Origin of the sequence: Qipengyuania citrea (assembly GCF_024171405.1) — a bacterium.
Classification (GTDB): Bacteria; Pseudomonadota; Alphaproteobacteria; order Sphingomonadales; family Sphingomonadaceae; genus Qipengyuania; species Qipengyuania profunda.
The window spans coordinates 1,875,986-1,887,997 of the sequence record NZ_JALJZT010000002.1; the positions used below are offsets into that span (position 1 = coordinate 1,875,986).

General features: G+C 65.1%; 12 protein-coding genes and 1 tRNA gene. 5 read left to right on the forward strand and 8 right to left on the reverse strand.

All coding sequences use genetic code 11. The annotated features are described in order from the left end of the window. Positions 1–3: 3 nt before the first annotated feature. From petA to pepN, 3 genes are all read right to left on the reverse strand, one after another. Positions 4–576, reverse strand: coding sequence for a ubiquinol-cytochrome c reductase iron-sulfur subunit (gene petA, locus J2S32_RS10045; protein WP_253520716.1), 573 nt, complete (start codon positions 574–576; stop codon positions 4–6). Between the two features lie 271 nt (positions 577–847). Next, complete coding sequence (pgeF, locus tag J2S32_RS10050) at positions 848–1,510, reverse strand: peptidoglycan editing factor PgeF (RefSeq protein WP_253520718.1); 663 nt, start codon at positions 1,508–1,510, stop codon at positions 848–850. A gap of 7 nt (positions 1,511–1,517) precedes the next feature. Further along, positions 1,518–4,169 (reverse strand): aminopeptidase N, encoded by a 2,652-nt coding sequence (pepN, locus tag J2S32_RS10055; RefSeq protein ID WP_253520720.1) that lies wholly within the window; start codon positions 4,167–4,169, stop codon positions 1,518–1,520. Between the two features lie 147 nt (positions 4,170–4,316). Here pepN and J2S32_RS10060 point away from each other — a divergent pair, with 147 nt between their 5' ends. Beyond that, positions 4,317–5,561: a M48 family metallopeptidase gene (locus J2S32_RS10060; RefSeq protein WP_253520722.1), complete on the forward strand. Its 1,245-nt coding sequence runs from the start codon at positions 4,317–4,319 to the stop codon at positions 5,559–5,561. Then, positions 5,558–6,343: an SDR family NAD(P)-dependent oxidoreductase gene (locus J2S32_RS10065; protein ID WP_253520724.1), complete on the forward strand. Its 786-nt coding sequence runs from the start codon at positions 5,558–5,560 to the stop codon at positions 6,341–6,343. The genes J2S32_RS10060 and J2S32_RS10065 overlap by 4 nt, the downstream gene beginning before the upstream one ends. Here the strand turns inward: J2S32_RS10065 and J2S32_RS10070 are convergent. Together J2S32_RS10070 and J2S32_RS10075 are read right to left on the reverse strand one after the other, a co-directional pair. After that, positions 6,327–7,271, reverse strand: coding sequence for a DMT family transporter (locus J2S32_RS10070; RefSeq protein WP_253520726.1), 945 nt, complete (start codon positions 7,269–7,271; stop codon positions 6,327–6,329). The genes J2S32_RS10065 and J2S32_RS10070 overlap by 17 nt on opposite strands. Next, positions 7,268–8,263: a threonine aldolase family protein gene (locus J2S32_RS10075; protein ID WP_253520728.1), complete on the reverse strand. Its 996-nt coding sequence runs from the start codon at positions 8,261–8,263 to the stop codon at positions 7,268–7,270. The genes J2S32_RS10070 and J2S32_RS10075 overlap by 4 nt, the downstream gene beginning before the upstream one ends. 53 nt (positions 8,264–8,316) lie before the next feature. On the opposite strand from J2S32_RS10075, the gene J2S32_RS10080 reads away from it, so the two are divergent. Further along, on the forward strand, positions 8,317–8,613 hold the full coding sequence (locus J2S32_RS10080; protein WP_253520731.1) for a GNAT family N-acetyltransferase: 297 nt from the start codon (positions 8,317–8,319) through the stop codon (positions 8,611–8,613). Here J2S32_RS10080 and J2S32_RS10085 read toward each other — a convergent pair. Together J2S32_RS10085 and J2S32_RS10090 are read right to left on the reverse strand one after the other, a co-directional pair. Then, a complete protein-coding gene (locus J2S32_RS10085) occupies positions 8,610–10,145 on the reverse strand; it encodes a PH domain-containing protein (protein ID WP_253520733.1) in 1,536 nt (511 codons plus the stop codon). The two genes, J2S32_RS10080 and J2S32_RS10085, sit on opposite strands and share 4 nt — an antisense overlap. Then, positions 10,142–10,609, reverse strand: a complete 468-nt coding sequence (locus J2S32_RS10090) for a PH domain-containing protein (protein ID WP_253520735.1) — start codon at positions 10,607–10,609, stop codon at positions 10,142–10,144. Before J2S32_RS10090 ends, J2S32_RS10085 begins: the two co-directional genes overlap by 4 nt. A gap of 89 nt (positions 10,610–10,698) precedes the next feature. On the opposite strand from J2S32_RS10090, the gene J2S32_RS10095 reads away from it, so the two are divergent. Then, positions 10,699–11,595: an SDR family oxidoreductase gene (locus J2S32_RS10095; protein WP_253520738.1), complete on the forward strand. Its 897-nt coding sequence runs from the start codon at positions 10,699–10,701 to the stop codon at positions 11,593–11,595. Positions 11,596–11,658: 63 nt separating this feature from the next. Here J2S32_RS10095 and J2S32_RS10100 read toward each other — a convergent pair. Next, positions 11,659–11,733: transfer RNA gene (locus tag J2S32_RS10100), tRNA-Thr, on the reverse strand. A 112-nt stretch (positions 11,734–11,845) separates the two neighbouring features. On the opposite strand from J2S32_RS10100, the gene J2S32_RS10105 reads away from it, so the two are divergent. Beyond that, positions 11,846–11,989 carry a hypothetical protein gene (locus tag J2S32_RS10105; protein WP_253520741.1) on the forward strand — a complete coding sequence of 48 codons (144 nt, stop codon included), beginning with the start codon at positions 11,846–11,848 and terminating at the stop codon, positions 11,987–11,989. The last annotated feature ends 23 nt before the right edge of the window (positions 11,990–12,012 follow it).

The window sequence follows — 12,012 nt, forward strand, 5'->3', positions numbered from 1 at the left end:
AGCTCAGCCGACCTGGATGACGGTGTCCGAGGTGAACTCGTATTCCGGCACTTCGAGATTGGTCGGCGCCGGGCCTTTGCGGATACGGCCGGCGGTGTCGTAGTGCGAACCGTGGCAAGGGCAGAAATAGCCGCCGAACTCACCCTTCACTTCGCCTTCGGCAGCGCCCAGCGGGACGCAGCCGAGGTGGGTGCAAACGCCCATGGTGACGAGCATGTCGCCGTGCCCTTCCTTGGTCCGTTCGGCCAGCGACTGCGGGTCGCGCAGCGAATCCGTGGGCGTGGCATTGGCAGCCGCGACCTCGTCGGGCGTCAGCCGGCGGATAAACAGCGGCTGCTTGCGGAACACCGCCTTGATCGCCTGGCCCGGTTCGATCGCCGAGACATCGACTTCGGTCGAGCTCGCGGCGAGCACGTCCTTCGACGGGGCCATCTGGCTCACCAGCGGATAGACCACCGCGAGGCCACCGATACCGGCGGCGCTGACGGCCGCGATGTCGAGGAAATCGCGGCGCCGAATACCGTCGCCGGTTTCGCCTGCCGTTGCGGGAGTTGCGGTTGCAGCGGTCTCTGCCATCAGCGCTTGCCTTGCCTGCCTTGTACCTGCGCCTGGCCCGGGGGCATTGCGGCGCGATGTGCGAATCCAATGACCGGACGTTCAGGAAAGCCGGTGCGCCCGATCGACGATGCGTGCGCGAAAGCCCCCGGTATGCCCGGTTTGGTCGCGCCTCTAGCCGCTATGCGACAGGTTGCCAACCGCCATTTTGGCAAGCTTTGTGCACTCCCGCGCAATGGCACACAAAGGTGCGCGCAATCGTATGCGATTGGATTCCGTTAGGTCGCGCGGTTCAGGCAGGCAGCCCGATAATGCTGATCTGGCGTCCGTTTGTCGGCTGCGAACGGTGGGTCGCGCGGCGATAGGAGAAGAAGCCACCTGGCTGCGCGTAGGTGTCTTCGCCCAGATCCTCGACCAGCCCCACACCTGCGGCTTGCAAGCGGTGTGCGACATAGGCTGGGAGATCGAACTGGCAGTGCCCGGGGCGGCCGGACACAAAGAACCGCGCATCTTCCTCTTCGAAGGCATTTCGGAATCCTTCGTCGACCTCGTAGCTTGCCTGCGCAATGGTCGGGCCGATCGCGGCAACGATATTCGCAGGCTCCGCGCCGAGCGATACCATCGCCGCGACAGTGTTCTCCAGCACCCCGCCCAGTGCTCCGCGCCACCCGGCATGCGCCGCGCCGATTACCCCCGCAGCCGGATCGGCAAGCAACACCGGGGCGCAATCGGCAGTGACGATGCCCAATGCCAGGGCGGGTCGGTCGGTCACCAATGCATCGCCCTCGGGCAAGGGCTTGTCCGCATGGGTTACCGCGAAGACTGCGCTCGAATGCACCTGCTTGAGACGAACCAGCGGCGCGCCAGGAAGGATCTCGACAACATCGAGCCCCGCCGAGGTCGAGAACCCGTGCGGGATGCTGCCCAGCGACGCCGCCTTGAGAGAGGTGCTCACGAAGTGCCTAGCCCAGCGAGCGGGTCACTTGCTCGTACGTATCACGCGACAGCTTGGGCGCCTTGGCGATCCGTTCGAGCGCCTCGCGCATCAGTTTCGCACGGCCTTCCTCGATCCGCTGCCAGCGGCCCAGCGGCGGGACGAAGCGCGCAGCGGTCTGCGCATTGATCGGATCGAGTTCGAGAATGAGATCGGAAAGCATGCGGTACCCTTCGCCATCGGCAGTATGGAAGGCCTGCGGATTGGCGGCGAAGGCCATATAGAGCGAGCGTACGCGATTGGGATTCTTGAGCGTGAAATCGGGATGTTCGCGCAGCGCCTTCACATGTTCGATGGCGCTCGGATGAAGCGAGCTGGCCTGTAGCGCGAACCATTTGTCGATCACCAGCGCATTGCCTGCATAGCGGTTGTAGAAGTCGAGCAGCTTGCCCGTACGCGCCGCGCTGTCGAGCCCCGCCAGCACCATCAACGCGCCCTGCCGGTCGGTCATGTTGTCGGCGCCGTCATATTGATGCGCCGCGAGTTCGGCAGCCTTGGCCGGATCGCTGGCGGCGGCATAGGCAAGCACCAGTGTCTTGACCTTGCGCGCGCCCTTGCCCTGCGCATCGAGCGAGAACGGCACCTTTGCGGTGCGCTTGTAAAGCGCATCGAACTGCGCCGCGAGACGCGTCCCGAGATCGGCTTTCAGCGCCTCGCGTTCGGCATGGATGCGGCCCGGATCGGCGACCAGCAGCTGCTCGGCGATATAGGTCTGGCCGGGCATCACCATGAGTTCGCCACGCATGAGATCGTCGAGCTGGTCGTCCTCGATCACCGCGCGCATCGCCTGGGCGATATCGGTCCGCGCCGCCTCGCGTTCGCCATCATCCATCTCGCCCGACACGGCGGCGACGAGATGGCCGGTCATCAGTTCCTGCATCGCTTCGTAGCGGGCGAAGGGATCGTCATCTTTCGCGGCGAGGAAGACGAGGTCTTCGCGCGACACGTCCCGATCGATCGAGACGGGGGCGGAGAAGGTGCGGTTGATCGACAGGATCGGTCGCTGGGCAAATCCCGCGAAGGTGAACTCGGCGCTGTCCTTGTCCAGCACCACCAATTGCTCGCCCGAATGCGTCCCGCTGGCGCGATCGAACAGCGCCAGCTTGAGCGGGATCGGCATCGGCTGCTTGTCGCCCTGGCCGGGGGTCGCGGGCACCGTCTGCGTCAGCTTGACCCGCGCAGTGTCGCCTTCATGTGCAAGTGTGACCGCTACCTTGGGCGTGCCGGCCTGCGCATACCACAGGCGGAACTGCGTCAGGTCGAGACCCGTCCCCGCCTCGATCGCGGCGACAAAATCCTCGCAGGTCGCGGCCTCGCCGTCGTGGCGGTCGAAATAGAGATCGGTGCCGCGGCGGAACCGCTCCGCGCCCGCCATGGTGCGCATCATGCGGATCACCTCGGCCCCCTTGTTATAGACTGTCGAGGTGTAGAAATTGCTGATTTCGCGATAGGAATCGGGCCGGATCGGATGCGCGAGCGGGCCCGAATCCTCGGGAAACTGGACCCCGCGCAACACGCGGACATCCTCGATCCGTTTAACCGGCTCGCTGCCCATATCGGCGCTGAACAACTGGTCGCGCAGGACGGTGAAACCTTCCTTCAGGCTCAGCTGGAACCAGTCGCGGCAGGTCACGCGGTTGCCCGACCAATTGTGGAAATATTCGTGGCCGATCACCCCCTCGACCCCGTCGTAATCGCCATCGGTTGCGGTCTCGGGGTCGGCGAGGACGTATTTGGTGTTGAAGACGTTGAGGCCCTTGTTCTCCATCGCGCCCATGTTGAAGTCGCTGACCGCGACGATGTTGAACAGGTCGAGGTCGTATTCGCGCCCGAACACCTCCTCGTCCCACTGCATCGAGCGCTTGAGGCTCTCCATCGCGTGTTCGGTGCGGTCGAGATCGCCTTCGCGCACATAGACGTTCAGCTCGACCTCGCGCCCGCCCATGGTCGTGAAGTGATCGGTCCGCGCGACCAGATCGCCTGCGACCAGCGCGAAGAGGTAGGACGGCTTGGGCCAAGGATCGTGCCATTCGGCCCAATGTGTGTCGCCGTCGGTGCCCTCACCCGTGCGGTTGCCATTGCACAGCAGTACGGGGAACTGCGCCCGCGGCCCGCTCATCCGCACGGTATAGGTGCTCAGCACATCGGGCCGGTCGGGGAAGAAGGTGATCCGGCGAAACCCTTCGGCTTCGCATTGCGTGCAGAGCATGCCGTTCGAGGCATAGAGCCCCATCAGCTGCGAATTGTCCGAGGGGGCGAGCTCGGTAACGATGGTCAGCACATGGCGATCGCCCGGCAGCGTAACGACCAGATCGTCGCCGTCGATCATGTGCCCGTCGCACGACCCGCCGTCGCATGCGAGCGAGACCAGCGCGAGCCCGTCGCCATTCAGGCGAATGGTCGGCGAAGCGGCAGCGTCGGGATTGCGCTCGACATTCAGCGTGGTGGTGATCCGCGTCTTCTCCAGGCCCAGCTCGAATTCCATCCGGGTCGTCGGGATCAGCCACGGGAAGGGCGTGTAATCCTCGCGCCGGATGACCGGTGGTGCCTTGGGTTCGATGGCGGCATCGGCCATTACGGGATTGCCGTCGGGCGTGGCGGGAGTGCGCGCAATATCCATGGAATTCCTGTCGAATGCGGGGTCGAAAACGTAGTGTCATTCCTTGCAACGCCCGTCGAGACTTTGCGTTCACTGGTCGGCTCGCGCGGGTCGGGTGATTGACAGCACTGCACCCGTGCCGCAGCGAAGCGCAACGGAGGGAATGACATGCTGGACCTGCTTGCCGCCACATCGGACGGCTTCGATGTCGCAAGTGCGACACGCGCCTATCTCGACACGCTTCAGGGCCCTGCGCGTGCGCAGTCGGATGCCTATTTCGAAGGCGGCTACTGGTTGCCGCTTTGGGGCACCGCGATCGGCGTGCTGGTCGACTGGCTGTTCCTGCGCTTCCGCATCGCGCATGCCCTGCGCGCCTTCGGCGAGCGGGTGAGCAAACGGGCCTGGATCGTCACCGCGATCACCGCCTTTTTCTACACGCTGATCGGGACGCTGGTGACGCTCCCGTGGACGATCTACACCGGCTACACCCGCGAAAAGCGCTACGATTTGCTCGACCAGACATTCGGCGCCTGGGCGGGCGAGCAGGCGATCGGTATCGCCATGGCGCTGGTCCTCATGCCGCTGGCGGTGGTCGCGATCTATGCGCTGATCCGCCGCGCGCCGCACAGCTGGTGGCTCTGGAGCACCGGCGTGATCGGCCTGTTCATGCTCTTCGCCATGGTGCTGGGTCCGGTATTCATCGCGCCGCTGTTCAACGAGTATACCGAGCTCGAAGACGGCCCGCTGCGCGACCGGATCGAGGCGGTGGCGGCGCAATACGAAATTCCGGCCGAGCACATCTACGTGTTCGACCAGTCGAAGCAGCACAAGCGTATCTCGGCCAATGTCTCGGGCCTCGGCCCGACGATCCGTATCTCGCTCAACGACAATTTGCTCGAGCGGACCAGCGAAGAGGAAATCCTCGCGGTGATGGGGCACGAGATGGGCCACTATAAATTGCACCACACGTGGTGGATCGTGGGGATCCTGCTGTCGCTCTTCGCGCTGGGGCTGTTCGTCACCAGCCGCGTCGCCCCCGCGCTGATCCGCCGCTATGGCGAGCGGTGGGGGGTGCGCGACATGGGCGACCCCGCTTCGCTCCCCGTGCTGGCGATCTGCCTGGGCATCTGGATGTTCCTGATGACCCCGGCGACCAATTCGCTGATCCGCTGGGCGGAAAGCAAGGCCGATGCGTTCGGACTCGATGCCGCGCGGGAACCCGACGGCTTTGCCAAGGTCGCGATGCGCCTGTCCGAATATCGCAAGATCGAACCCGGCCCGCTCGAGGAATTCGTGTTCTTCGACCATCCCAGCGGCGCGACCCGCGTGCGCATGGCGATGCGGTGGAAGGCGGATAACGTCGAGAACCCGCAGGTGGTCGTCCCCGAAGAAGGCTATCTCGACGCCAAATGAGCCGCCTGCTGATCTTCGGCCTCGGCTATACCGCCACGCGAATCGCCGACGCCCTGCGCGGCCGCGGCTGGCAGGTCGATGCCACGGGCAGCGCGGGCAATCTCGCATTCGGCGATGACGAGGCCGTGCGCGGGGCCTTGGCGCGCGCAACCCATGTGCTGAGTTCGGTCCCGCCAGCGGAGGACAGCGATCCGGTGCTCGAACGGTACGGCAGCGCGCTGTCGGGAAAATGGCTCGGCTATCTCTCGTCAACGGGCGTCTATGGTGACGCAGCGGGTGCCTGGGTCGATGAAGCATCGCCAACCGGTAGCGGGCGGCGGCAGGCCCGCGCCGAATGCGATGCGCGCTGGCTCGAAGCGGGTGCGCGGGTATTCCGGCTTCCCGGGATCTACGGCCCGGGTCGCAGCGCGTTCGACCGTGTGGAAGCGGGCAAGGCGCATCGCATCGACGTGCCGGGCCAGGTGTTCAGCCGTGTGCATGTCGCGGATATCGTTGCTGGCGTGGTCGCTGCAATGGCAACCGATGCACCGGCGGGGGCCTACAATCTCTCCGACGATTTGCCGACCAGCCAGAATGCCGTGATCGAGGAAGCCTGCCGCCTGCTGGGCCGCGAGGCGCCCCCGCTGCAATCGATCGACGCAGCCGGATTGTCGCCCATGGCCCGCGGTTTCTATGCCGAAAACCGCCGGGTCGCGAACGGCAAGGCGAAGCGTGTGTTCGGCTGGCAGCCGCGCTTTGCCACCTATCGCGAAGGTCTGGCGGCGATCAGGGCTCGGGCGTAGCGCGCCGCGGCGGGGCATTGGCGCGCCCGCGCATCGCGACCACCATCCCGACCAGCGTGATCACCGCCCCGGTGGCCGGCAAGAGGCCCCATTCGAAGCCCTCGAACAGCGTCGACAGCACCATCGCCACGATCGGCACGATAACCGAGCTGTAGGCCGCGCGCCCCGCCCCGACCTTGCGCACCAGCCCGTAATAGAGCGGGAAGGTGACCACCGATCCGGCAAGCCCAAGATAAAGGATCCCGAGCGTATAGGAGGCGCGCGGATCGAATTGCGGCGGGCCATCTGCAACCAGCGCATAGATGGTGTTGATGACCGCGCCAGCCGTCATCGACCAGGCAAGCAGCGCGAGGAAGGGTTGCCGCTTCGCCCCCTCCATCGCCTGGGTGATGTTCGCCGCGCTCGCCGAAAGGATACCGCCCACGGTCAGCGCCGCGCCCAGCAAAACATCGCTCAGCGTTGCCGGGGAGGACCGCCACTCATGCGCGAACAGTAGCGAGACGCCGAGCGCGGCGATCGCCGAGCCGAGCACGAAGGCTCCGGTGATCGGCTGGCCGAGGAAGATGCGCCCGAAGATGGCATTGGGCACCACCAGCAGCGCGAACATGACCGCCACGAGGCCCGAGGTGATGTAGCTTTCGGCATTGTAGACGAAGCCGAAATTGAGCGTGAACTGGAACAGACCCAACAGCAGCGCCCAGCGCAATCCTCCCGCCACCAGCCGGAGCGGTTCGCGGCGCATGGCGGCGAGCGCGAACATGGCGGAAGCGGCAATCATGAAGCGGTAGGAGATCGACCAGCTGGCGGGGACGCTGGCGATCTGGTCGCGGATGACCAGCCAGGTCCCGCCCCAGATCAGGCTGACCAGCAGGAATGCAGCGAAATTGCGCGGGGTGAGGAGGCTTTCCGCCTCGGGTGCCGCGCTCATAGACTAGCCACGGCCTTGGCCAGCGCTGTCGCGTCTTGTTCGCGGGTATTCCATGCGGTGACTAAGCGCGCCGCATCATCGCCCCAATCGTAGAACCCGAAACCCTGGTCACGCAGCGCTGCGCGCTCCGCCGGGGTGCAGCGCACGAACAGCTCATTGGCTTCGACGGGGTGCATCAGGCGGCCGGCGCAGGCCGTGCCGATTTCCGCCGCGGCGGCATTGGCATGACGCGCATTGGCGAGCCAGATATCGCCTTCGAGCATGGCCTGGAGCTGCGTGGCAAGGAAGCGGCCCTTCGACTGGAGATGGCCCGCACGTTTGCGGCGGTAACGCGCGACATCGGCCAGCGCCAGATCAAAGAACACGATTGCTTCCGCGCTCATGCCGCCGTTCTTGATGAAGCCGAAGCTTAGCGCATCGACCGGGCCAGCCGCCGCGGAGGGTGCACAGTCCAGGAAAGCCACCGCATTGGCAAAACGCGCGCCATCCATGTGAAGACCGAGCTCTCGCTCGCGCGCGAGTTCGGCAATCGCGGCAATTTCCTCGGGGCGATAGCTGCGACCATATTCGCTCGCCTGCGTGATGGAGATCGCATGCGGCTGGACCTGATGCACATCGTCGCGGATCGGATCGAGAACCGCAGCGATGGTTTGCGGCGTGAGTTTCGCACCCTCGCCCTGAGCCAGCATGAGCTTGGCGCCGTGGAGATAGAAACCGGGGGCCCCGCCCTCGTCCATCTCGATATGCGCTTCCTCGTGGCACACGAGGCCGCCGTGCGGCGGCACCATCGTTGCCAGTGCGAGGCAGTTTGCCGCGGTGCCCGTGGCGACCCACAGCACGGTGCAGGGCCGCTGGAATACTTGCGCGAAACTGTCGTCCAGAGCGGCGCTCAGTGCATCGCCATCATAAGGCGTATCGGGGGTATCTGCGGCCTTGAGAGCATCCCATACGGCAGGGTGGACCGAGGCGGCATTATCGGAGAGAAACTGCATCGGAACGCCATAGCCATGTGTGCGTTGGTTGCCCAGAAAGGAAACTTTCGACAATGAAAACGGACGAAATTGTAATCGAACGTCGTAACCGGGTAACTCACGGAGAATATTTGGTTAGTATCGGCGACAATCCGGCTTCTGGCCGGCTGACATGGACCTTGCGCAACGATGCGCGCGATGCCGAGCATACGGTGGTCCCCGCCGCGCTGCGCGGCCAGGGCATTGCCGCTCGTCTGGTCGAGGCGCTGATCGAGGATGCGCGTAGCGAAGGCTTCAAGATCATCCCGACCTGTTCCTATGTCGCGGCGCAATTCGATCGCCATCCCGAATGGGCAGATCTGCGCGCCTAGGCTTCGCGCGGCGCCCCGTCGACGATTTCGGAGAAGTCCTGCTCGGCCATGCTGTCGAGCACACTATCGCGGATGCGCCGGGCATCTGCCAGCGCCAGTCCGCGCATGCACAAGCGACCACCCGCCAGTCCGAAGTGAAGATCCGCATAGCCGCGCAGGCGCGCTAGCGGGTGGCGAACGATATCGGCCGATTGCAGCTTGCGCCGTGAGCCGATCGCGAGGTTTGGCGCAAACCAGCCGCGCCGCGAGTACAGCTGGCGTGCGTCGAGCGCGTGGCGGCTCCAGCGCCAGGACAGATATTCGTGCAACCCGATCCAGACGCCCCCGATGATCGGCGGAAGCAGCGCCAGTTCCCAGCGGCCCAGCGCCGCCGCGACACCCGCGATCACGAGGAGGATTGCAAAACCCAGGAGGAAGTTGTCGATCCGGTAAGCCGGTGCCGCGCGGGTCCATGCGATATCGGTGCCCGGCAGCGCGAACCCGGTTTCGGCGACAACCGGCGCAATCTCGTCCATCTGCGCAAAGGGCACCGCTTCGTGATTGGCGGAGCCGCTGTCGCTTGCGAGGCTGACGACCTTGAGCGTGTGCCAGCCGAACAGGCGGCGCAGGAAACCGGTCTTGATCCGTAGCGCCTGAACCCGGTGCACGGGCATGACGAGGTCGGTCCGCGTAAGCAGCCCGCGCCGGCGCCGAAGGCCCTTGTCGGTACGTTCGAGCCGGAAATTCCATTCGCGCAGCACGGTCCGGATCACACCGGTCAGAACACCGATCAGCGCCAGCGACCCGACCGCGATGATGGCCCCGACAAATTGGGCGAGGAAACCCAGTCCCGCCAGCCATTGCCCCGGTCCGGCCAGTTGTTCGCGCCAGGCGCGCCAGTCCCAGACTTCGAACGGCAGGATGAAATCGAACTGCTGCGCGAGGCCGGCGGCCACCGCCACGACCGCGAGCGAAAACTCGAACAGACCGAAGGTGACCACACGCCTGGGCGACATGGCGAAGAGCAATCGGGCGCTCTCATCGGGCGGAAGTGTGGCCGCGCCATTGACGGGTGCGGCACCAATTCCTTCGCGGCGGCTCCGCGCCAGCTCGCGCAGCCGCTCGCCCTCGCTCTCGGGCACATAGGCCAGCTTGAGGTCGTCACCGCCGCCCGCACCGGTTTCGAACTTGACCTCGACCAGCCCGAACAATCGCGGCAAGAGCTTCTGCTCGAGGCTCACGTCCTGGATCCGCTCATAGGGCACCGAGCGCGCGGAACGCGAGAGCACGCCGCTATCGACGCGGATATCCGCGGCTCCGACAGTATAGGTCAGGCGGCTCCAGCGCAGATAGGCGAACAGCAGGTTGAGTCCGATCGCAACAATCACCAGCGGGAGGAAGTAGACGATGACATCGTCGAAATCGCCCCTGTCGAGAATCGCGAACCCGCCGACGATGATCGGGAAGACCAGCTGCCCGACCAGCGAGGCCGCACGCACTGCGAATGTGCGCGGGTCGGTCCGGAGCGGGGCTGCGACGGGTTCCTCGCTCACCGCGTATCGCGCCTGATGGCGGTACGAATATCCTCACGCATGGCGGTGGCATCCGCATGCTTCAGCCCGGGCAGCGATACCGAGGCGTTATGCGTGCCTGCGGTATGCACGGTGAGCGTGGCGAGACCGAAGGCGCGCTCGAGCGGTCCCTGACCGACATCGATATGCTGCACCCGGCCAAAGGGGACCACCGTATCGGCACGAAAGAACACTCCGCGCACCACCCGCAACCGTTCCCCGGCCAGCGAATAACCGCGCGCATTGTAACGCCGCAGCGGCACACGGATCAGCGCATAGGCGACCACTGCCAGCGCCGGGATCCACACGGCTCCGGTCCAGCCCGGGATCGCGATCTCGGCAATCGTCGCCGCAACCAGCAAGACCAGCGCCGCGATCGCCAGCTGGACACGCAGAAGCGATTTATAGGCCGGGTCGAGCGGGGTCAGGTCGTCGGATTGGTCCATACCGTTATAGCTAGGCAATACAGCGCCGCGATTCAATCTAGTTTCGCCGCCGACCTGCGCTATGCCTCACGCCAACAGGGGAGAGGGTGATGGATATTTCGCAATTGATGTTTCGCGACGGGCTGATGGAGGGCGAGCGCATTCTCGTCACCGGGGGCGGGACCGGGCTGGGCCGCGTCATGGCCGAGGCCTTCCTCAAGCTGGGCGCCGAGGTGCACATCTGCGGACGCCGCCAGGGCAAGCTCGATGAAACCGCGGCGGAGCTGACCGGGCGCCACGGCGGCACGCTGGTCGGCCATGCCTGCGATATCCGCGATCCCGACGCGATCCATGCCATGGTCGATGCGATCTGGGAGCACGGACCGCTGACCGGCGTGGTCAACAATGCCGCGGGCAATTTCATCAGCCGGACCGAAGACCTCTCGGTGAACGGTTTCAATGCGATCAGCGATATCGTCTTTCGCGGCAGCTTCTATGTCACGCTCGATATCGGCAAGCGGCTGATCGAGGAGGGACGCCGGGCGAACTTCCTCTCCATCCTCACCACCTGGGTATGGAATGGCGGCCCGTTCGTGGTGCCGAGCGCGATGAGCAAGGCGGGGCTCAATGTGATGACGCAGAGCCTCGCGGTCGAATGGGGCCGCCATGGCCTGCGCTTCAATGCCATCGCGCCGGGGCTGTTCCCCACCGATGGGATGAGCGCGCGGCTGTCGCCCGGTGGTCGCGGCGGTAATTCGCAGGACGATATGAACCCGATGGGCCGCCATGGCGAAATGCACGAACTGGCCAATCTCGCGGTGTTCCTGATGGGGCCCGGTGCGGAATGGATCAATGGCGAGACGATTGCCATCGACGGTGCCGGCTACAAGGCGCACGGCGGCAGTTTCTACGGCGCGCTCAAGGACATGGGCGACGAGCAATGGAGCGCGATGCGCGAGATGATCAAGGGGACCAATGCGCAGGACAAGTCCGAACGCACGACCTAGCGCGCTCCGCTTTCCAAGCGGGGCGAACAGCCCGCAACCGGGAAACCATTTCTCTGTGAAAAATGGTGCTGCTGGGGAGGATTGAACTCCCGGCCTCACCCTTACCAAGGGTGCGCTCTACCACTGAGCTACAGCAGCACATGGTGCCCGCGAACGGCGTCGCGGAGTGGAGGCGCGCGCTATTGGCAGAGACGCGGGAGAAGTCAACCTTAGGTTGCTTATCGCGCGCGTTTTGCCGAAGAGTTGCGCCATGGCCGCTGAAAAAGACGAAATGACCCGCGAGGAGCGCCTTGCCGCGAAACTTCGCGAGAACCTGCGCCGCCGCAAAGCGCAGGGCCGCGAAATGCGCGAATCGGACGCGCACCCCCTTTCCAAGGACGATGCGGGCAGCTAACGCGCCTTGCTCCTAGGGGAATT